Annotated in this window: 12 protein-coding genes and 1 tRNA gene; 8 read left to right on the forward strand and 5 right to left on the reverse strand. The window is 45.5% G+C overall.

Annotation, left to right across the window (positions count from 1 at the left end):
* Positions 1-139 precede the first annotated feature (139 nt).
* From purL to ACESPU_RS11830, 4 genes are all read left to right on the forward strand, one after another.
* A complete protein-coding gene (purL, locus tag ACESPU_RS11815; protein WP_373133378.1) occupies positions 140-3,829 on the forward strand; it encodes a phosphoribosylformylglycinamidine synthase in 3,690 nt (1,229 codons plus the stop codon).
* 267 nt (positions 3,830-4,096) lie between these two features.
* Entirely contained in the window at positions 4,097-4,747 is a 651-nt protein-coding gene (locus ACESPU_RS11820; protein ID WP_005866912.1) for a hypothetical protein, read from the forward strand.
* 169 nt (positions 4,748-4,916) lie between these two features.
* On the forward strand, positions 4,917-8,087 hold the full coding sequence (locus ACESPU_RS11825) for a TonB-dependent receptor (protein ID WP_158532571.1): 3,171 nt from the start codon (positions 4,917-4,919) through the stop codon (positions 8,085-8,087).
* Between the two features lie 38 nt (positions 8,088-8,125).
* A complete protein-coding gene (locus tag ACESPU_RS11830; RefSeq protein WP_373133379.1) occupies positions 8,126-9,544 on the forward strand; it encodes a calcineurin-like phosphoesterase C-terminal domain-containing protein in 1,419 nt (472 codons plus the stop codon).
* Positions 9,545-10,618: 1,074 nt separating this feature from the next.
* On the opposite strand, the gene ACESPU_RS11835 is transcribed toward ACESPU_RS11830, so the two are convergent.
* The 4 genes from ACESPU_RS11835 to alaS form a co-directional block, all read right to left on the reverse strand.
* Positions 10,619-13,540, reverse strand: a complete 2,922-nt coding sequence (locus tag ACESPU_RS11835) for a DUF6383 domain-containing protein (protein WP_373133380.1) — start codon at positions 13,538-13,540, stop codon at positions 10,619-10,621.
* A gap of 866 nt (positions 13,541-14,406) precedes the next feature.
* Positions 14,407-14,481 (reverse strand) — tRNA-Pro (locus ACESPU_RS11840).
* Between the two features lie 36 nt (positions 14,482-14,517).
* A complete protein-coding gene (gene aroB, locus ACESPU_RS11845; protein ID WP_005866899.1) occupies positions 14,518-15,579 on the reverse strand; it encodes a 3-dehydroquinate synthase in 1,062 nt (353 codons plus the stop codon).
* Positions 15,580-15,733: 154 nt separating this feature from the next.
* Complete coding sequence (gene alaS, locus ACESPU_RS11850) at positions 15,734-18,355, reverse strand: alanine--tRNA ligase (protein WP_036615111.1); 2,622 nt, start codon at positions 18,353-18,355, stop codon at positions 15,734-15,736.
* A 98-nt stretch (positions 18,356-18,453) separates the two neighbouring features.
* Between alaS and ACESPU_RS11855 the strand changes: the two genes are divergently transcribed.
* The 4 genes from ACESPU_RS11855 to ACESPU_RS11870 all read left to right on the forward strand — a co-directional run bounded on the left by ACESPU_RS11855 (position 18,454) and on the right by ACESPU_RS11870 (position 21,246).
* Positions 18,454-19,437, forward strand: a complete 984-nt coding sequence (locus ACESPU_RS11855) for a M23 family metallopeptidase (protein WP_005861279.1) — start codon at positions 18,454-18,456, stop codon at positions 19,435-19,437.
* A gap of 14 nt (positions 19,438-19,451) precedes the next feature.
* Positions 19,452-19,808 carry a MerR family transcriptional regulator gene (locus ACESPU_RS11860; RefSeq protein WP_005861277.1) on the forward strand — a complete coding sequence of 119 codons (357 nt, stop codon included), beginning with the start codon at positions 19,452-19,454 and terminating at the stop codon, positions 19,806-19,808.
* A gap of 79 nt (positions 19,809-19,887) precedes the next feature.
* Positions 19,888-20,289: a DUF3127 domain-containing protein gene (locus ACESPU_RS11865; protein WP_005866893.1), complete on the forward strand. Its 402-nt coding sequence runs from the start codon at positions 19,888-19,890 to the stop codon at positions 20,287-20,289.
* A gap of 6 nt (positions 20,290-20,295) precedes the next feature.
* Positions 20,296-21,246 (forward strand): calcium/sodium antiporter, encoded by a 951-nt coding sequence (locus ACESPU_RS11870; RefSeq protein ID WP_005866891.1) that lies wholly within the window; start codon positions 20,296-20,298, stop codon positions 21,244-21,246.
* A 45-nt stretch (positions 21,247-21,291) separates the two neighbouring features.
* Here the strand turns inward: ACESPU_RS11870 and ACESPU_RS11875 are convergent, their stop codons facing one another.
* Complete coding sequence (locus ACESPU_RS11875; RefSeq protein ID WP_005861271.1) at positions 21,292-23,577, reverse strand: bifunctional (p)ppGpp synthetase/guanosine-3',5'-bis(diphosphate) 3'-pyrophosphohydrolase; 2,286 nt, start codon at positions 23,575-23,577, stop codon at positions 21,292-21,294.
* Between the last annotated feature and the right edge of the window lie 94 nt (positions 23,578-23,671).

Here is a 23,671-nt window from a genome sequence, read left to right on the forward strand (position 1 = left end):
GAGAGGGCGAGACCGGGAGGTTCCGCCCTCTTTTCTTTTAAAACGTATTGACATAATAATTCACGGGAAATCATTATCTTTGCACTCTCTAAAAGAGGCTTATTCGTTATTTCGTGATAAATACTAATAAATCAACGATATGATTCTATTCTTTCAATCTTCAACAAAGACGGTGCTGGCTGTAGAGGCCGCGCACGCTTTCTCTCCTGAAGACACTCAAAAACTGGTTTGGTTGTTTAGCGAGGCAACTCCTGTTCAATCAGAAACATTGGAAGGCTGGTACGTAGGGCCACGCCGGGAAATGATTACCCCGTGGAGTACGAACGCCGTTGAAATTACCCAGAACATGGGCCTGACCGGTATTTCCCGTATTGAGGAATATTTTCCTGTTTCTTCTGGCGACGCGGATCACGATCCGATGTTACAACGTATCTACAATGGCTTGAATCAGGAGATCTTCACGATCAGTAAAAAACCAGATCCTATTGTCTATATTGAGGATTTGGAAGTGTACAACCAACAAGAGGGCTTGGCACTAAGCCAAGAGGAGATCGCTTACTTGAACGAGGTAAGCCAGAAGTTGGGACGTAAGTTGACCGATAGCGAGGTGTTCGGTTTCTCTCAAGTAAACTCGGAACACTGCCGCCATAAAATATTCGGAGGTGTATTCATCATCGACGGCGAGGAAAAAGAAAGTTCCTTGTTCAACTTGATCAAGAAGACTTCCGCCGAGAACCCTAATAAATTGGTTTCCGCTTATAAAGATAACGTAGCGTTCAATGAAGGCCCGACGGTAGAGCAATTCGCTCCCCTATCCGGTGACAAACCTGATTTCTTCGCCGTAAAAGATATCAAGACGGTTATCTCCTTGAAAGCCGAGACGCATAACTTCCCGACAACCGTTGAACCGTTCAACGGTGCCGCTACCGGAACAGGTGGTGAGATCCGTGACCGTCTGGGCGGTGGTAAGGCATCCTTGCCGATAGCGGGAACAGCTGTCTACATGACTTCTTACCCGCGTACAGAAGGCGCTCGCGAATGGGAGAAGATCCTAGACCCCCGCCCTTGGTTATACCAGACTCCGGAGCAGATCTTGATCAAGGCTTCCAATGGTGCCTCTACATTCGGTAACCATTTCGGCCAGCCGCTTATCTGTGGTTCTTTATTGACTTTCGAGCACACGGAGAACGATAAGAAGTACGCTTACGACAAAGTAATCATGCTTGCCGGCGGTGTAGGTTTCGCAAATATGCGTGATGCCTTGAAGGGCGATCCGGAACCGGGCGAAAAAGTGGTTGTGATCGGTGGCGATAACTACCGTATCGGTATGGGTGGTGGAGCCGTATCTTCCGTAAACACGGGACAATATACAAGCGGTATCGAGTTGAACGCCGTACAGCGTGCCAACCCGGAAATGCAGAAACGTGCGGCTAACGTGATCCGTGCGATCGCCGAGTCTGACGAGAACCCGATCGTCTCTATCCATGACCATGGTGCGGGTGGACACCTCAACTGCTTGTCTGAGTTGGTTGAGGCTACCGGCGGACACATCGATATGAGCAAATTGCCGATTGGCGACCCGACTCTTTCAGCGAAGGAGATCGTAGGAAACGAGAGCCAAGAGCGCATGGGCTTATTGATGAAAGAAGAAGATGTAGCCCGCGTAAAACGTATCGCGGATCGTGAACGTGCCCCGATGTATGTGGTAGGCGAGACTACTAACGACATGAAGTTTGTCTTCGAACAAGCGGACGGCGTAAAACCTATCGATATCAAGCTGGAATATATGTTCGGTAAACCGCCTAGAACGGTTATGACAGACCATACGGTCACTGAATCTTATCAACCGGTTGTTTACAAAGAATCCGAACTTCACCATTATTTGGAGAACGTACTTCAATTGGAGGCCGTAGCCTGCAAGGATTGGTTAACAAACAAAGTAGACCGTTCCGTAACCGGTAAGATCGCTCGCCAGCAATGTCAAGGTGAATTACAATTGCCGTTGAGCGACTTAGGTGCCGTAGCGTTGGATTACCGCGGGAAAGCTGGTATCGCAACTTCTATCGGTCACGCTCCCCAGGTAGCCATGGTTGATCCGGCCGCCGGTTCCGTTATGGCAATCGCCGAGTCATTGACCAATATCGTATTCGCTCCGCTGACAGATAAGTTGGAGAGCGTATCCTTAAGTGCCAACTGGATGTGGCCGTGCCGCAACGAAGGTGAGGACGCCCGTCTGTACACGGCCGTACAAGCCGCTTCCGACTTCGCTTGCAGCTTAGGTATTAATATCCCGACTGGTAAGGACTCCCTATCCATGACGCAGAAGTACGGTGACGATAAGGTGATCGCCCCGGGTACGGTGATTATCTCCGCCGGTGCCGAGGTTAGCGATATCAAAAAGATCGTCTCTCCCGTATTGGCACAAGACAAGAATACATACATTTATTATATAGACTTCTCTTTCGATACCTTGAAGTTGGGTGGTTCCGCCTTCGCCCAAGCCTTGAACAAGCTGGGTAACGAGGTTCCTACCGTGAAAGATCCGGAATACTTCCGTGACGCTTTCAACGCCGTACAAGACGCGATCGAGAAGAGACTCATCCTTGCCGGACACGATATCTCAGCGGGAGGTATGATCACCGCCTTGTTAGAGATGTGCTTCGCCAACGTAGAGGGTGGTTTGGATGTCAACTTGGATAAGATCTCCGAGAGTGATATCGTGAAGATCCTGTTTGCCGAGAATCCGGGTATCTTGGTTCAGGTAAAGGACAAAAAGGCATTCGAAAAGTTGATGGAAGAAGCTGGCGTAGGTTTCGCCATCATCGCCAAACCGACCGACGAGCGCCATGTATTGGTATCGAAAGAAGGCATCCAATATCACTTCGGTATCGACTATATGCGTGACGTATGGTACGAATCTTCTTATAAGCTGGATGTAAAGCAGAGCGGAAGCGTTTGTGCCGGAAACCGTTTCGAGAACTATAAGATGCAGCCCGTACAGTACAAGTTCCATAAGGACTTCACCGGAAAGCTTTCTTCTTATGGAATATCCGCCGATCGCCGTACGCCGAACGGTATCAAGGCCGCCGTTATCCGCGAGAAGGGTACGCAGTGCGAGCGTGAGACCGCTTACGCCTTGTATCTGGCTGGTTTCGACGTGAAGGATGTCCATATGACGGACTTGGCTAGCGGACGCGAGACTTTGGAGGATGTAAACTTCATCGTATTCTGCGGTGGTTTCTCCAACTCCGACGTATTAGGTTCCGCCAAGGGCTGGGCCGGCGGTTTCTTGTATAACGAGAAAGCCAAGAAAGCGATCGACAACTATTACGCACGTAAAGATACGTTGAGCATGGGTATCTGTAACGGTTGCCAGTTGATGGCCGAGTTAGGCTTGGTTTATCCGGAGCACGAGAAAAAGCATAAGATGGTTCACAATGATTCCCATAAGTTCGAGTCTAACTTCGTTAGCTTGGAGATCCCGAAAAACAACTCCGTAATGTTCGGCTCCTTGAGCGGCACGAAGTTGGGTGTATGGGTAGCTCATGGTGAAGGTAAGTTCGAGTTCCCCTACGAGGAGAAGGAGTACAACATCATCGCTAAATACAACTACGATGGCTATCCCGCCAATCCGAACGGTTCTCCTTGGTCCGTTGCCGGTGTTTGCTCAAAGGACGGCCGCCATTTAGCCATGATGCCTCACCCCGAACGTGCGATCTTCCCTTGGCAGTGCGGTTATTACCCCGCCGACCGTAAGGAGAACGACGAGGTCACTCCATGGATCGAGGCGTTCGTGAACGCTCGCAAGTGGATCGAGAATAATAAGTAAAAATAACGGGGGTTGTTTTTAGCGTTCTTTGAACCTTAAAAACAACCCCTGTTTCTATATCTCCTTAAAGTTTCTTGGTAACCGCCTTTTGATTGAACTCATCCACACGGCAGAATAGACTTTACAACGAATCCACGATTTTAATATCCAAGCCGGTACAGGGGGATTATCGGTAACCATTACTTTATACAACCGTAATATCCCTGCAACACCTCGCTAATATCTTTGCCTTCGAAATTAATAGACACAGAATTTAATAGAAGAATCATGGAAAGGTTATTTAAAATCAGAATCTTTACGGTTATGTTCTTTTTAGCCGTAGCTTCTATAGCAGCGAACGCTAAAGAAAGTAAGAAGGAAGGTGACAATTATCATGCGAAGCAAATTCTCATCGTAGGTTTGCACGATAACGTGAAATCAAACTATTTCTACAATGGGATGATCGCCGAAGAGACCGGTATGAAAGCGGATAGTATCGACCAAACGTATAATACGATCATCGCCGAGAATATCGCCGCATCCGTAAAGAACGGAGATTGTAAGTTTATCCCGGCAAACGCTACACAAGTGACCGGACAGGTACTGAATGAGATCAAGGTGAACGGGGAGAGCGAGGATTGCTATTCCGATCTTTCAGCCGTGCCGACCGAAGAGTTACAAAAGGTATTGGATAATGCCGGCGCTGATTATCTGCTGGTATTAAACCAGCATTATCTTAAATGGCAAGACCAACCGTTGCGCACACTTTTCCATATCGTCAGCTATACCCTATTCGATAAAGATAAAAACGAGGTATATCGGGGGAATAACTTCTTTACCTGTATGAATCTTGAGAATCCGGATAAACTCAGAAAGAGCAGCCGCAAGAGTTCATCCAAGATAGCATCTAGCATTATCAAAACGTTGGATGAGGACTAACCTTCTTCTTTATAGACACATTTATAATTTTCTCGTTGAGCCTAATGGATATCCTTCATTAGGCTTTTTTCTTTATTTAAACCTACACACGGATGTAATCTCTTTGCAAAACGGGACACTTACTTTTGCGCCGTAAAAGATATTTAGGTTTAATTTTAAAAAGATTGTTATGAGGATGTTTAACAAACGCATTACTTGCAGGTTACTTGCCTGTTTGTTATTTTTTAATTGCTTACCGGCTCTCCTATTCGCGCAAGGAACGCAAGCCATTATCACCGGTACGGTCGTGGATAATAAAGGGGAATCAGTGATCGGGGCCACGATCCAAGTCAAGAATGAATCTACCGGATTCTTCACGGGCTCTATCACGAACGATAAAGGAGAATACACCATCAAGCAGCTTCCGCTAGGTTCTCCTTATACCGTTACAGCTTCTTATATCGGTTATGGGGAACAGAAAAAGACAGGATACGCATTGAACCAAGGGGATATGCTTCGAGTGGATTTCAAGCTAGCGGAGGAATCGGTGGAGATCCAAGCTGTCGAGGTAGTCGCTAATTCCTTGAAGAACATGGTTCCGAAGATCGGCGCGGCAACATCTATCTCCGCTCAAAATATCACGAAGCTTCCGGTAAACGGCCGTAACTTCACATCCCTGATGGATCTCTCGCCATTGAGTAGCGGAGGAAATATCGCCGGGCAATTATCATCCTCAACGAATTACACCATCGACGGTATGACGGCTAAAGGAACCGTAGCGAGCGGAACGACTTCCGGCGCTTATACGATATCCATGGAAGCCGTCCGCGAGTTTGAGGTGGTAACCAATCAATATGACGTGACCAACGGACGTTCCGGGGGCGGTACCGTGAGCGCTGTTACGAAATCAGGAACCAATACTTTCACCGGAAGTGTATTCGGATTCGGTCGTGCCGATTGGTTATCCAGCTCCTATGATATACGGGGAAATAAATCGACTTCCGACTTCTCTACCTATCAATATGGTTTCTCTTTGGGAGGTCCGATCGTGAAAGACCGTGCGCATTTCTATGTCGTATGGGATCACCAACAGGATTCCCGTCCGATTTATATAGCGGATATCAAGACGGCGGTGGACGAGTCTCGCTATAATGTCACTCAATCTACGCTAGACCGTTATCTGGATATCGCCCGTACTAAATACGGAGTCTCAAATGACCCTCAATTCGGGGAGTTCGGTAAGAAGAAGCAGACGAACGCGGTCTTCGCACGTATCGACTGGCAGTTAAACGCAACCAACTTGTTAACCATTCGCAATAATTTCATCAACGAGGATAATAAACAGAGCGAGAGCGATAACTCCAGTATCAATCTTTACGAGGTTTGGATCGACCGCAAATCGCATAACAACAGCTTACTCGCTACCTTACGCTCGGTATTAAGCCCAAAGCTGACCAACGAGTTGAAGCTTCAACATTTCTTGGTTTACGAGGCCACGACTCCGAACAAGCAATTGCCAAGCTCTAATATCCCAAGAGCAATCGTAGAGAACGTGGAATCTATATCTGGTGACAAGAGCATGTACACTTCCATCCAACTTGGAGGTCAACGCTACGCTCCCGAACATTTCAAGGATAATGTACTTCAATTGGTAGACAATATGTATTATAATACGGACCGCATCAACTATACATTCGGAGCGGACTTCATGTACACCAATATGAAATCACTCTACGGCAGTGAGATGAACGGACGGTTTTATTTCACGGGACTGGATAATTTCGAGAATATGACTCCTTACCGCTATGCCCGGGAAATCGCCTTGGTAGATGATCCTACCGTAAAGATGAATACCTTGAACTCCGCTATCTACGGACAATTACAAACGAAGCTTTTCACCGGATTCGAGGTCATGGCCGGTATCCGTGCGGATTATACCCGCTATTTCAACCACGCGAACTTTAACCAGACCGTTTATGACGAACTAGGCTTACGTACGGACAACGTAATCTCCACCTTCCAGTTGCAACCCCGCGTTCAATTCACGTGGGACGTGAATGATAAACATCAAGATATTATCCGCCTTGGCGCCGGTATCTTCGGTTCGGATTTAAACAACTATTCGATGATCAACAATATGCTGTTCGATGGTACGAAGGTAGCGTCCGTGGATATACAAGGCAATTTGGTTCCGACACCGAATTTCCCGGCATACCGAAAAGACCCTTCTACCGCTCCGGGCGTTGATTTATTCAACAACCCGAATATCCAAAAGATCAGCACGATCAATATGAATAGTAAGGATGCCCGTGTACCGGTAGTATATAAGTTGAACGCCAGCTACACGCATTTCTTCTCCGATCGCTTGCGGGTAGGTATCAGTGCTTACGCCAACTGGGCACGCCATAATTATATGTACGTAGACCGTAATATGGTGGACGAGCCTTACTTCCGTATCGCTGCCGAGGGGAATCGTGGCGTGTTCGTCCCCGCCGAGAGTATCAATACCGAGAACGGAGCGACCGACTGGATGCAAGGACGTAAAAGTGATAAGGTAGGCCGTGTGCTGGAATTAATCAGCGATGGAAAAATCAACCAATACGCGTTCGTTGTAGATGGAACTTGGCGTTATTTCAAGGATGGCGAGCTTTCTTTCAGCTATACGTGGAACGATTCCAAGGATAACACCTCTTACAACGGTAACGTAGCGAATACAGCGACCCTAGCCTTGATGGTAAAAGATGATCCTCGTGATTTGAGTACCATGACTTACTCGGACAACCAATTCCGCCATAAGGTCGTATTCTACGGTACGGCTCCTTCTTTCTGGGGAATCAGCGTAGGCTTGCGTTTCTCCGGGATCGGTGGAACCCGCTACTCTTTAGCGGTTAGTGGTAATATGAACGGTGATTTCGTATCATCCAACGACTTGGCTTATATTTATGACCCGAACGATAGTAATACGCCTCAATATCTTCGTGAGGGTATCCAAGCGATCTTGGACAATCCGGAAGCGGAGAAGAGCGTAAAAGATTATATCCGTAAAAACTATGGGAAGGTTGCCGAGCGTAACGGTGGCGTAAATGGCTTCTACGGTACTTTCGATTTGCGCTTGAACAAGAACTTCAAGATCTATAAGACTCATTCCATCGAGGCCTCGATAGACTTTTTCAATTTCCTGAATATGCTGAACAAGGACTGGGGTGCCGGACATAATCTAGGCAAGCAGAATATCTACTCCATCAAGAGTTTTGACGCGGAGAAGAAGCAATACGTATATAACGTAAACAAAAACACGGGTGTATCCAATATGAACGGAAACCCTTGGCAGATTCAAATCGGCGTACGTTATAAATTCTAACTAACATATTCTATATTCAAATCATAAAAAAAATTACGATGAAGAGACAATTCTTATCATTCACGCTTTTACTTGCGTTATCCACTTGGATAGCGCAAGCCGCTACCGTAAGAGGCATCGTATCCGATACGGCAGGTAAACCGCTACAAGGCGTAGTCGTTACGGATGGTTATAATTTCACGCAAACAAATGAGCGGGGAGAATATAGCCTAGATTCGAATCTGGACAAAAGCCGCTTTGTCTACCTCTCCGTACCGGGTGACTACGAGATCGAGCAAACAAAAGGTATACCGGATCTTTTCTATCAGCAACTTGATAAAAGTAAGGAGATCAATGAACATGATTTTACGCTCACCCCTAGGAAACAGCCAATCGACGGGTTTGTCTACTTGGCAATCTCCGATCCTCAGACCATCGACGAACGGCAGATGAAACGTTTCCGTGAAGAGACCATCCCCGACTTGAAGCAGACTATAGAGCGCTACCAAGGAAAAGAGGTCTACGGTATGGCGCTGGGAGACATTACTTGGGATCGCATGGATTTATTCACTCCTTATAAGGAAGCGGTCTCGGTCTTAGGCATCCCGATGTTCTCCGTGATCGGCAATCACGACCACGACTTACGTTACCCGGCCTTATCCAATCAAAAGGTAACCGAGGAGAGCTATGCGGAGCGTATCTACGAGGATCATTTCGGCCCTTACAATTATTCGTTCAATGTCGGGGATGCACATATCATCACCTTAAAAGATATTGATTATTATAAAGACAAGAAATATGACGAACGCTTCGGAAAGGAACAACTGGAATGGCTGAAAAACGACCTGAGTTACGTTAAACCCGGAACACTTGTATTTATCAACGTACATGCCCCGGTATTCAACCAGACGGATAAAGGGGGAGGAAACGCCGAGGACGCTGAGAGCCTGAAAGAGATCGTCAGCCCTTATAATGTCCATATCTTCGCCGGGCATACGCATTTCTTCGAGAACAACCAAGTCACACCGAATCTGTACGAGCATAATATCGGAGCCGCTTGCGGAGCTTGGTGGGCCGGCCATGTAAATCGGTGCGGCGCCCCGAACGGTTATCTGGTCGTTGAGGTGAAAGGGAATGCCGCTACTTGGTATTATAAGGCAACCGGCCATGATTCGGATTATCAATTCAGGGTTTATAGGCCGAATGAGTTCAAATCGCAAGCGGATTACCTAGTGGTGAACGTATGGGATTGGGACCCGACCTACCAAGTTACATGGAGCGAAAACGGCATAGAGAAAGGTTGCATGGAGCAATTCGATGATGAAGACCAAGACTATATCGACATGCACGGAAAACCTTCCGGATATCATACATCGCACTTATTCCGTTGCCACCCTTCAGCCGGAGTCAAAGACGTACAGATCAAGGTTATCAACCGATTTGGCGAGACCTTTACTAAAAATGTAACACTCCCGTAATCAAATCGTAACAAGTGGCATTTACTTTTGTATCGATAAAATGTAGAAAACTCTCATTACATATTAATGTTAAAATCATTACAAAGGAACAAACCAAACCTTATTCCTAACTTTGAACGGCAACTCGGCTTTCGGCGGAAGGCGGTTGCCGTTATTTTTTTGAGGGTATATCCCATTCTTAACGGGAAAAGTTTCGAGTTCATTCGAAACTTTTGTACTTTTACGCAAAAGTTTCGAGTATGGACGATAGATTTAAGACATTAGAGAAGTATAACCTATGGGGTGGAAACGATTTTCCAACAGGCTATAAACGGCAAGATTATTTAGATAGGATATTATCCTACATCCTATAAACTCATAAACGGAGGCCTTGGCATTTTGTCAATTTGTAAACTCAACTGCCAGAGAATCACTTTTTTCGGGCAAACGTACAGCTTATCCCCAAATACGAGAAAAAATATTAGCAATCATTTGTCTTATACCGCATTAATTAAAAACAGCCTTTTATCCTAGCGAATTTAATTCATCCTAATTCATATCCTATAGCTTATCCGGGCTATCTCATTGAGTTACGACAGGGATATAACAGGGTTACGATGCCCATTCATGAGTACTAACAACCCTATTCATGACTGTTTACGATGCCCAACGGCACTACTGGCGTTGCCAAACACCACTAGTCGTGTTGCCTTTTACCGCCTGTCGTGTATAAAAAGCGGTCCTTTTGTATGAAAAAGGCTATTTATACCCCTCCGATCTCCCCTACTTTATACCTCTCTCAAAAATGGTGTGTCACGATATCTGCCTTATATCGATTAAAAAGATCGAATACCGTCCATTTCGCTAACAAAGCCCTTACCCATCCTTATCAACAAATAAGGGGAAACAGTGTAATACCGTCTCCCCTTGTCTTTTATCCGTTTCCATCCTCACGGAAGTACTTACGGATGAACTTTAATTTATTACTTTAGTATTAATATTAATCCATTCCCGCCTGTTCGCCCTCTCGGGGTACTTGGATAATCCGCACGGGAATGATTTTCGATTTATCTTTTCATTATTCCTTTACATGTCTTATTTAACGACAACCTTTACAGTCTCGTCGCCAACCGTTACAAGAACGATTCCAGCAGGAACAGCGATCGTAGCGTTATCGGAAGTGACAACTGTCTCTGCCAACGGCATACCCAACAAGTTGCGAACATAAGCAGTCTCGCCTTGAGCGCCTTGGATCGTTACGGAACCGGCGTTGCCTGTTACTACGATAGAAGAAGACGCAGAGTTATCGATAGACTCATTAGATGTAGGATTACCCTCACCTACTGTTACCGGCAACGCTTTAGAAGTATCAGTAGTAAAGCCTAACTTACCGTTCAACGCATACAAATATTTTGTAGGTTGATCTACCGGTCTCACCGAGTAAGCACCATCCAACTTCGTGATATAAAATTTGAAGTTATTTATACCTCCAAGGCAAACATCTTCCTTAGCTTCTGCCGCAACAACCACATTCTTTCCGTTTACAGTTGTATTGATCGTATCGACACCTGCTAAAGTGGCCGGACGGAAAATGGCTTTAACATCTGTATTCTCATCAGCTTCAGCTCCATAAGTACCTTCCAAACCATAGTTCTCATCATAAGTAAACTCAGCATGAGCCTCATTCCAATAACGTAATGAGTCTTGAGCGAAATACAAGAAATTTCTTACCGGAGCAACGGAGTCACCTTCAGCGATACCTTTAGAGATATAGAAAGAAGGAAGCTCTGCCTTACTATCTGCCGTATCCAACCAGAAAGTCAGACCTTCTGCGCCAATGATACCCTCAAGGATACCATTCTTATTTTCCTTCAAGGAGATTGAACCTTCCTCACTATCCAATGTCGCATGTCTCGGAACAGCATCCAAGCTAGCACCCATCTGGAAGAAATCTACCACTACTTTCGCATAATCCGCCTTTTCCGCACCAACTAGAACTTCATCGAAGCTAGGAGTATTCACATCCACTTTCAACATTTTAGCGTCAGCCTTGACAACGTCATTATAATTATCGGCAGCCTCGTCAGCGTTAAGAGCATCATCCAAGCAAATTACGGAATAAGTGCCGTCAACGTTCTTCTTGAATACCAAGCGAGAAAGATTGTCCGCTTTCTTATCGTTGTGATCAACCAACTTATAATCAGAATTCTCATGCTTCAAACCCTTCTTATCGTCAACCAAATAGTAAGCTTGAATAGTCAACATATCCGCTTTCTTCTTAGCCACCTCGTCATCCTTCAAATAGATGTACTCAACATTATTTTTAACAGCCTCTGCCTTCTCCAAGCTCCAAGCGTAGCTCTTAGCGGCATCACTTACCGGCTCAAATTTAGAATCATTGGTATTATAGTTCATATACACTTTCTCTACGGCAACAGAGGATTCGCCATTAAATACCAACTGAGCCTTTTGCTTCAATTGAGCGTCAGAAAGAGCCAAGAAGCCATCATTAGCGCTTACGGCAACTAATTTGATATTCTCGGCAGGAATATCACCAACCGAAGTCTTTACGGCTTGATAAATTCCAGCCTTGTCTGTCTTATACAAATTAGCATTAAACGTTTCATTCGTCTCAAGATTCTTAAACGTAACAGCACCGGACCCCTGCATACTTACAATTACCCATTGTGCAACAGGAGCCTTCAAGTCAACCTTAGCAGGAGCCAAAGCCTCCTTAGAGAAAGAAGCGGTAGCACGAGGCTCTTCAGTTTTCGCATACGTAGAAACCAAATATTTACCATACAAAGACTCACCTTCTTCACCATCGGCAGGTTTAGTTCCTGTGAAGTAGATATTATAGATAGCGGCACCGTCAGTCTTCAACAGATCAGAAGCCTTTGCCCATGTATTTCCTGTAGTCTGGGCCAAGGAAAGCTTATCAGTGGAACCCTTCGTAGTGATATAAGTCTTCAAACCACCAGTGGTCAAGGAATAAGCTCCTACATAAACAGCTAACTCTGAACCAAAGTTCTCATCTGTGCCCTTCGTTACCTTCACACCTGTCATCTTGATCGTATATTGACCAGCCTTGTTTGCCAAGTCATTTTCAGAAACACTATAGATAGCGTTCATGAAAGCGATTTTACCGTCTTTCTTAACATTGGTAGCGTTCAGTTTCTCGCCCTTTACGGTAGTGAAACCGAAACCCTCACCTTTAGCAGCATCCAAGCTCGTGATACCGAATGTAGCGTTCGGGTTCAATACGATGAAAGTAGCGGCTTTCAAGTTATCCGCGGTTACACCACCCTCTTTAGCCAACTTCAAACCGGCTGCGTTAGCTACAACGAAACACTCGCCGGAAACCTCAGTCTCACCTAACTCCAATGTAGAATTAACAGTAGAAGCGTCGATAGCGAACATCTGCTCTCCAAACGGATTCACGTCAGCCTCGGAAGCGGCGTTCGGGAATTTAAAAGAGAAACCCTTACCGGAAAGATTGCTGTTCAAATCACTAGAGGTTGTTCCTTTTTTAGCGATAAGCATTTTTGCTACATTTGCGGCAGTAGCCATATCATAAGCCAAAGTTTTACCTCCTAATGTAATTTTATCATCATTATAGTTATCAGAGGTATTATTGTCATCATAAGTAAACCAACAATAACCTTTCTTCACATCATCCTCGCCAGCGGCCTCAACAACCGTGGATCCTTCCTTACCATAAACCACCTTTCCAGCAGCGTCTACCAGTTTAAACATCAATTTACCATTCTCGGTCTTTACGCCTGTAACCGTGAAGACACCAGCTTCGCCTTCTGTAACGGTATTCGCAAACTTATAAGCAGCGTCCGTCACTTTCGCAGATTTCAAGAAAGATGTACCCTCTTCATTTCCCAAATAGACTTTCAGACCTTCTGTTGGCTTAGCTTCTTTCTGAGAATAAGTAGTTCCATCCGCAGCAAACGCCACACCTGCCATAAGCAAGAACGACGCAAACATAGTAGAAATTCTCTTGTTCATAATCTCTAATTTAAATATTAATAATAGTGTTAATTAAATATCTCTCAACTCTTTAATTATCCTTCGCCATACCAAAACGACTAGTCTAGACCATCGTCTAAATCTTGCGTTTTTCGAGGAGTAAAAAGAGAAGTTCGTTGAAGGAATCGGTTGTTTCGTAAAGGATAGGCTATCCTATTGATAAGAAAGAGAATAAGGGATGAAAAAAATAGCCCGGAAGGGTTGCAGGTATCAAAGAAACGCGTACCTTTGCAAATGACGAATTAAAACGATCGTTTATACTAGCCGTTTTATTAGATAAATCAGTCCTTGATATTATTGGTATGTATTACTAAAACCTATTCACATATATCATATTCTTTAATGTACGTGTACATATATAATATAATTTCCAAAAATCCTCCTCTAGGTTAGCGCATACTTGATTTCGCAGGCCGTAGAAGGCTTTCCAAGTGATCAGTTATTCACTTCCCGAGCCGTTAGTTAGCGGCTATATATAGCCGCTAGTTATTCATTCGACAAACCGTTAGTTATTCACTTCAGCAGCCAATGGCACTCTATCAAACAGCTAGGCCTCCCTACTCCGATAAACAATCGTGACCCAAAAGACTTTGAACTCACAGAGCATGCACCGATAAGTCGGCACTAAGCAACCATTAACAGAAATAATGGCTAAAATAGGCTGGAATGACCGCACTAAATTCAAAGGGAAATATATCAATTTTAATCTGTTGTCATGATTTAAGGCTATCCCCCATGAATATCGGATGAGTCGGAATTTCTACTGCCTCATTGTTTTAGGAAAGTGGTAGAGAGCAAAAAAAGGAGTTAAGCCATAGACTTAACTCCTTTTATCTCAGCTTTAGTCGGGATGACTGGATTCGAACCAGCGACCACACGCCCCCCAGACGCGTACTCTAACCGGGCTGAGCTACATCCCGCTTTTATTTTACGGGTGCAAAGGTAGTTTTTTTCCGTTAAATGCCAAAACTTTCACGATAAAAATCAAGAGACTCCAAGATTTTTTCCTTGGTGACCGATTGGTTGATACGGACATCTCCTACATTTTTCAGTAAAGTGAAGTTGATGATACCGCCCTCATTCTTTTTATCATGTGTCATTAACTCATATAAGGTATCGTAGTCCGTGCAGTCAAAGAAGAGCGCCGGATAATACTCTTTTATATAATAAACGACTTGACTCAATTTCTCCATCGGGAAGCCACACTGCTTATGCGAGAGGTAAAGCTCGCTCACGATACCCGCCGCTACCGCATGACCATGCAAGATCGGACGCATTTTCAGGAAAGACAAGCTCTCGAAAGCGTGGCCGATCGTATGACCGAAATTCAATGCCTTACGAATACCTTGTTCCTTGGGATCTTCCTCTACGATCCGCTCTTTCACGGCGACCGACTGGCCTACCAAACTATTCAAATACGAATAATTCATGGTGTCAATATCAAAAAGCATGACAGACGCATAATTCTCCATCGAACTAATCAACCCGTGCTTGATCATCTCCGCATAACCGGAAAGGATATTATCGCGATCCAACGTGCGCAAGAAATCGCAATCGATGAATACACACAAGGGGGGATAAAAAGAACCGACCTCGTTCTTCAACCCATTGAAGTTTATACCTGTCTTACCGCCAACCGCAGCATCGACGGACGCCATCAAGGTCGTAGGGATATTGATCGTACGGATGCCCCGCTTGAAAGTAGCGCCGGCAAAACCACCCATATCCGTAATCATACCGCCACCCAAATTCACCAGCAAGGAGTTACGGGAAGCCCCCTCATTCGACAAAGCTGTCCATATCTGGGCTAAAGAGACAAAACCCTTATTCATATCACCCGCTTCCATCACGAGAATCGGCGCCTTTTGAAAGGCCGGTATATCCTCTACCAAGGGAAAACATTTCTCTTTGGTATTCGTATCCATAAGGATGAACAACTTATCGTATTTTAGAGAGAAGAGAAAATCTTGCAGTTCCGATTTCAGGTCCTTGCAAATAACCACTTTTTGCTCTGACATATCTTTTTTATTTAAAACCTTAGACCACAAAGGTAAAACATGTATTCCGATTATCAAAACGACATAAAAAAATTCCTTCGGATGGAATTCTTATTCGATCCGAAGGAATCTATCATTGCGTCCGAAAGAAAAGTCAATTTCTTCCGAACCGATTTTATTGTACTCCAACAGCCTCTTTCACAGCGCCAACCGCAATAGAAAGGCCCTCCATGTTCTTACCGCCGGCCGTAGCGAAATGGGGTTGTCCACCACCACCGCCTTGGATATGCTTAGCGGCCTCTTTTACGATCTTACCGGCATGCAAGCCCTCTTTCACCAAATCATCGCTTAACATAAGCATGAGCGTGCATTTGTTATCGTCAATGATACCGGCAACAAAGACAAAGCTATCGGTTGTCTCCGCCTTGATCTGGAAAGCCACGTTCTTCATAGCGTCCGCATTTGCCTTACCAACGAACTGCATAACCTTGATACCATTGCTCTCCGAAGCTTTCGCCACGATCTCCTCTTTCAAACGCATAGACTTCTCACGAATATAATCCTCGATCTGTTTCTTCATCTCCGCGTTCTCCTCGATAGACTTTTTCATCGCTTGCGCCAAATTCGGCATATGGTTCATCAACGCACGCAACTCACGGATCAGATCTTGCTGGGCATATACGAATTGCTCGGCGCCCTCGGCCGTAACCGCCTCTATACGACGGACACCTGCGGCGATAGAGCTCTCTCCTATCACGTGCAAAGAACCGATCATACCGGTTGCCGGGATATGCGTACCACCACATAGCTCCACGGAGCTTCCGTATTTCACGACACGTACCTCATCGCCATATTTCTCACCGAACAAAGCCATAGCCCCTAGCGCCTTTGCTTCGGCGATTGGCATATTGCGATGCTCTTCCAACGGGAAGTTCGCACGGATCTTCTCTCCAACCAATATTTCCACCTTACGGATTTCCTCGTCCGTCACTTTTTGGAAATGAGAGAAGTCGAAACGTAAAGAATCAGGCGAAACATACGAACCTTTCTGCTCTACGTGCGTACCTAATACCTCACGCAACGCCTCATGCAAAAGGTGCGTGGCAGAGTGGTTACACTCACACTGGATACGCTTTTTCTCGTTGATCTTCGCAGTAAAAGTAGCTGTCACATCTTTCGGGAGTTTCGCTACCAAATGAACCGGCAAATTATTCTCTCGTTTCGTATCGATCACGTCGATCTTCTCGTCGTCGGCGATCAACCAACCCGTATCACCGACCTGTCCACCCATTTCCGCATAGAACGGGGTTTGATCCAGAACGATCTGGTATAATACTTTATTCTTTTGTTTGATCTGGCGATAACGCAAGATCTCTGCCTCGCATTCGAACAAATCATAACCCACGAACTTACATTCACCCTCTTTCAGCGTGATCCAGTCGCCTGTCTCGATAGCGGCGGCGTTACGGGCACGCTCTTTCTGCTTCTGCATAGCCTTATTGAACTCCTCGATATCGGCTTCCATGCCGTTCTCACGAAGAATCAATTCCGTCAAGTCCAACGGGAATCCGTAGGTATCATATAATGTAAAGGCATCTACGCCATTCAAGACTGTCTTGCCCGCAGCCTTCGTCTCCTCCATTTTCTTATCCAGCAAACGGATACCGGTTTCCAAGGTACGAAGGAAAGATTCTTCCTCCTCCTTGATAACCTTCTCAATCAAGGTTTTCTGAGCGATCAATTCCGGATAAGCGTCGCCCATCGTCTCGATCAATACGGGCAAAAGCTTATACATAAACGCTTCCTTGCGATCCAAGAACGTATAACCGTAACGAACGGCACGCCGCAAGATACGACGGATTACATAACCGGCCTTAGCGTTGGAAGGCAACTGTCCGTCCGTGATAGCGAAAGCGATCGTACGGATATGATCGGCGATCACACGCATAGCGATATCTTGCTGTTTATCCGTACCGTAAGTCGTACCCGCCATTCCCGCGATTACCTTGATAATCGGTTGGAATACGTCCGTATCATAATTTGAGGTCTTACCCTGCAATGCCATGCACAGACGCTCGAATCCCATACCGGTATCGATTACCTTAGCCGGCAGCGGTTCCAAAGAGCCGTCGGCCTTGCGGTTGAATTGCATGAACACAAGGTTCCAGATCTCGATTACCTGCGGATGATCCTTATTTACCATATCGGCGCCGCTGACCGCCGCACGCTCCTCGTCCGAACGAAGGTCGATATGGATCTCGGAACAGGGACCGCAAGGACCCGTGTCCCCCATTTCCCAGAAGTTATCATGTTTGTTACCGTTCAGAATATGATCTTTCGGTAAATATTGCTCCCAATAACCAGCAGCTTCGTTATCACGATCTAAGCCTTCGGCAGGGCTTCCCTCGAATACGGTGGCATATAAACGCTCCGGATTCAGCTTCAATACCTCTACCAAGTATTCCCAAGCCCAGTTGATCGCCTCTTTCTTAAAATAATCTCCGAACGACCAGTTTCCGAGCATCTCAAACATCGTATGATGATAGGTATCATGCCCTACCTCCTCTAAATCGTTATGCTTACCGCTAACACGAAGACATTTCTGAGAGTCCGCGACACGAGGATACTTACGGGGCACGTTGCCCAAGATAATATCTTTAAACTGATTCATTCCCGCGTTCGTAAACATCAACGTGGGGTCACCCTTTACCACCATTGGAGCGGAAGGCACGATCTGGTGTTCCTTAGAAGCGAAGAATTGCTTGAAGGATTCACGGATTTCTTTTGCTGTCAACATAATCTATTTATATAGTTCTCGTTAATATTCTGAAAAACAATTTGCAAAAGTACTGCAAATTATTATTTTTGCGTGCATTCAGATAACAAAAAATGTAGATGAAACTCTTTAAAAGTCGCAAAACATACTATTTATACAATCCGAATACACTCAATTATGAGCGTGTATACCCATCTAGCAAAGACCGGCTGTTCACCGTTCTCCGCCATTTAAGCACCGGAATAGCGTTCGGCGTAGCCACTTTTTTCGTCATGATGCATTTGGTGGACTCTCCGATGGAATCTCAGTTACGTAAAGAGAACCGCCTATTGCAAACTCAATACGAGGTACTTTCCCTTCGCTTAAATAACGCGTTGGACGTATTGGATGATATCCAACAGCGTGATGAGAATCTGTACCGGGCGATCTTCCAAGCCGAGTCCATCCCCGAGTCCGTTCGGAAAGCCGGGTTTGGAGGGACAAACCGTTACGAGCATTTGATGAGCCTGTCCAATCCGGAGCTTGTTGTCTCCACGACCCAAAAGATGGATATGCTACGTAAGCAATTATATATCCAATCCAATTCCTTGGAAGAACTGATCTCCCTAGGAAAGAACCAAGAAGAGAGAAGTAAATGTATCCCGGCTATCCAGCCGATTTCCAATAAGGATCTGCGTCGTACCGCTTCCGGCTATGGCGTGCGTATCGACCCGATTTACCGTACACCTCGTTTCCATTCTGGAATGGATTTCTCGGCTAAAGTGGGAACGGAGATCTATGCGACAGGTAATGGCGTTGTCACTTTCGCCGCTTGGAAACAGGGATACGGAAATTGTTTGATTATCGATCATGGCTACGGCTATCAGACTTTATACGGTCATATGAGTAAGTTCAAGAAACGTGTCGGACAAAAGGTTACTCGTGGAGAGGTGATTGGCGAGGTTGGAAATACCGGGAAATCTACCGGCCCTCACTTGCATTATGAGGTAATCGTACGAGGGAAGTATGATAACCCATCTAAATACTATTACATGGATCTCTCACCTGAGGAATATGACCGTATGATCCAGATTGCCGAGAATCATGGTCAGGTTATGGATTAAACTTCATTAGCAGTATGAGTCTAAAAAAGAATAAAGATCTCAAACTCTATTTTTCCATCAGCGAGGTGGCGCAGATGTTCGACGTGAACGAGTCCACCCTTCGCTTTTGGGAGAAGGAGTTCGATATCATCAATCCAAGGAAGACGAGCAAAGGTACCCGTTTTTATAAGCAGGAGGATATCGACGCGGTACGCCTCATCTACCACCTGGTTAAAGAGAGAGGGATGACCTTGGCCGGCGCACGGCAAAAACTGAAGGACAATAAAGAGACGACGATCCGGCAAGAAGAGATCGTAAACCGCCTGAAACAGATCAAAGAAGAGCTGTTAGCTATGAAAGACGCATTTGATGCTTTTGCCCCGAAAGTGTGATTATTCTGTTGATAAAACCAGAACAAAACCGTACCTTCGTCCCCAATTAAATAAAACATAAGCAAATAAAATACAAGACATGGAAATTACAGGAAAAATTATTCAAGTCCTACCGGAAGTAGGCGGTGTCAGCAAAGCCGGAAACGAATGGAAAAAACAAGAGTACGTATTAGAGACACACGATCAATATCCCAAGAAAGTATGCTTCCAGATATTCGGAGCGGATAAGATCGCTCAAGCGGCCATTCAGCCGGGCGAGGAATTGACAGTCTCTTTCGACATTGACAGCCGTGAGTACCAAGGCCGCTGGTTCACCAGTATCAACGCATGGAAAGTAGACCGTCCGATGGCGGCAGCTTCTCAAGCCGCTCCGATGGGAGTAACTCCGGATAATTTCGCTCCGGCTTCCGCTCCTACGGCTCCAGCCTCATCCGCTCCTGATTTCGGACCGGCCAATCCTATCGATGATTTGCCATTCTAAAGACTAATGGATATCGTATTACTAATTGGCGGTTTACTACTAATTTTAGTTGGGGCTAACGCCTTGACGGATGGTGCCGCCTCGGTAGCCAAACGCTTCAATATTTCCAGCTTAGTAATCGGGCTAACTATTGTGGCGTTTGGGACTTCCGCACCGGAATTAACGGTCAGTGTCGTATCTGCCTTGAAAGGAAGCTCAGATATCGCTATTGGTAATGTAGTAGGAAGCAATATATTTAACGCCTTGATGATTGTCGGCTGTACGGCCGCTATCGTACCGATCAGCGTCACGAAAGGTACGTTGAGCAAAGAGATCCCTCTTTGCGTGCTTGCCTCAATCGTATTATTTATTTGCGCGAATGACGTTTTGATCAACGGCGCATCGCAAAATAGTATCAGTAGTAGCGATGGAATGTTACTATTATGCTTCTTCGCCATTTTCCTTGGCTATACATTCGCGATCGCACATAATGGAGAGGAAAATGGAGAGAGCACGATTAAAATAATGCCCATTTGGAAAGCGAGTTTATTCATCATTGGTGGATTGGCTGGTTTGATTTACGGAGGACAATTTTTCGTGGATGGAGCTTCTGGTATCGCCCGTGGACTGGGTGTCAGCGAATCTATTATCGGTTTGACTTTAGTGGCCGGAGGAACCTCTCTTCCTGAGTTAGCGACTTCCGTCGTGGCCGCCTTAAAGAAGAACCCGGAGATGGCGATCGGAAATGTTATCGGTTCCAACCTCTTCAATATATTCTTCGTATTAGGTTGTAGCGCGACAATCACGCCGATGAACATACAAGGCATTACCAATCTGGATTTGGGCGTCATGATCGGTTCATGCGTATTGCTTTATATTTTTGGCCTTTTCTTCAAGAAACGGACCATCACTAGGCCGGAGGGAATCCTATTGATCGCTTGTTATATAGCTTATATAACTTATTTGATTGTCGGCTGATAAAGCTTTTATAAAACAAAAGTGTAGCGAAGCACTTCGCTACACTTAATCCGCTACACGTCCGACAGATTTAATATTCTGTATCTTCGACAAAGTCACGCACATTTTCTGGATATCTTCTACGTCATGAACTTTCATCTTTATCTTACCTTCGAACACGCCGTCTTTCGCCTCGATCAGCAAGCGCATGATGTTCACGTTGAAATCCTCGGAAATCGTTTTCGTGATCGTATTCAGTACGCCTATCGAGTCTATACCTTTCACCTCTAGCGTGGCCTCAAAAGAAGCGTTCATATGGCTGCTCCAAACCGTATTCAAGATACGTTCGCCAAAGCTACTTTTCAAGCGCATGGCGATCGGGCAGGAACGTTTATGAACCACTACGTTACCATCGTCATTGATAAAACCTAAAGAGTCATCTCCCGGAATCGGCTTACAACATTCGGCAATTACATAATTACGCTCAAAAGCCTCCTCTTTCAATAAATAAGGCTTTTTCTTATCATATTTAGGCTTCTCTTTCTTGGCTTCCTCCTCTTCGGGTTGTTTCACCTTCTTGGAAGCGACACCCAACGCCTGTTTCACATACTTAAACAAGACATTATCCGTCTTCTCCTTCAACAGCTTCTTTAAATTCTCGGGCAAAACCACATCCCCCTTCTCTACCGCATAAAAGAATTCCTCGCGTTTCGAGAATCCAAAGTACATACCTAATTTATCCAGATTGGATGTACTCGCCTCAAGCTCCGAACGCTTGAAGGCATCAAGAACTTTTATCTCTCCATACTTAGCGACCTCTTTACGGACACGCTTTAATACGGCATCGATCTTCGCACGAGCCTTAGCGGTAGTCACGAAGTTCAACCACTCCGGTTGCGGCTCCTGAGAACGGGAAGTCAAGACCTCCACCTGATCTCCACTGGACAGCGGATGACTCAATGGCACCAAACGATGGTTTACCTTAGCACCAATACATTTATTACCGATATCGGAGTGAAGCGCATAAGCGAAATCCAAGGCGGTAGCCCCTTGGGGCAATGTCTTTATATCTCCTTTCGGAGTGAAAACAAATATCTCGGAAGTAAATAAGTTCAGTTTGATCGTATCCAAGAAATCCAGCGCATTCGGGTCCGGACTCTCCAATATCTCGGTAATGGTTTGTATCCATTTATCCAATTCCGTATCCTCCTCCACGTTGGATTCCTTGTATTTCCAATGGGCAGCGAAGCCTTTCTCTGCGATATCATCCATACGGCGGCTACGGATCTGGATCTCTACCCATTGTCCATCCGGTCCCATAACGGTCAGATGAAGCGCTTGATAACCGTTCGCTTTCGGACGGCTCACCCAATCACGGATACGGTCGGGACGAATCCGGTAAATATCCGTAATAGCCGAGTAGATATCCCAACATTGATTTTTCTCGTCCACACCGGGAAGCGGGTCAAAAATAATGCGGACCGCATAAATATCATAAATATCCTCGAAAGCGACACCCTTGCTTTCCATCTTATTCCAAATGGAATAGACCGATTTCACACGGGCACGCATCTCATACTGAAGTCCCATCGATTTCAGCTTCTCGTCCACAGGGGCGGCGAAACGTTCGAATAATTTATTACGGCTCTCTTCTGTCGCTTTCAACTTAGCGCTGATGAAATCGTATTCTTGCGGATGCTCGTATTTAAAACTCAAATCCTCCAGTTCCGTCTTGATCGAGAAGAGACCCAGACGATGCGCCAGAGGAGCATACAAATAAAGAGTCTCACCTGCGATCTTAAATTGCTTGGCGGGAAGCATGGAACCCAAAGTCCTCATATTATGAAGACGGTCTGCGATCTTGATTAGAATCACCCGTATATCGTCACTCATAGTCAGCAGCAACTTACGGAAGTTCTCGGCTTGAGCCGAGGCCTGTTCCCCAAAAATGCCACCGGATATCTTCGTCAAGCCATCCACGATCTGGGCGATCTTGTCTCCGAACATATCCCGGATATCCTCCACCGTATACTCGGTATCTTCCACGACATCATGCAATAGCGCAGAGCAAATAGAGGTAGAGCCCAAACCCATCTCCCGGCACACGATACGAGCCACGGCGATAGGATGCATTATATAAGGTTCGCCGGAACGCCGTTTCACTCCGGCGTGCGCTTGATTAGCGAAATTAAAAGCTTTCGTGATTCGTTCGACCTTACGGCGGTGGTTTGACTTCAAATAATCGTTCAACAACGCATTGAACCCATCTTGTATCATCTGTTCGTCCGCAGAGAGAACGGACGCAGCCTCGCCCGTTTCTTTTATATCTTTTGTGTCCTTTGTATCGTCCATGGTTTTACACCTCCCATTTTTATACTGTATAGCCACAAATATATACAAATATTTGGAAGGAAACCCTAACAAAAGACAAAAATAGGATGCCTGC

The sequence above is a fragment of the Parabacteroides sp. 20_3 genome (assembly GCF_964238835.1).
Lineage (GTDB): Bacteria > Bacteroidota > Bacteroidia > Bacteroidales > Tannerellaceae > Parabacteroides > Parabacteroides distasonis.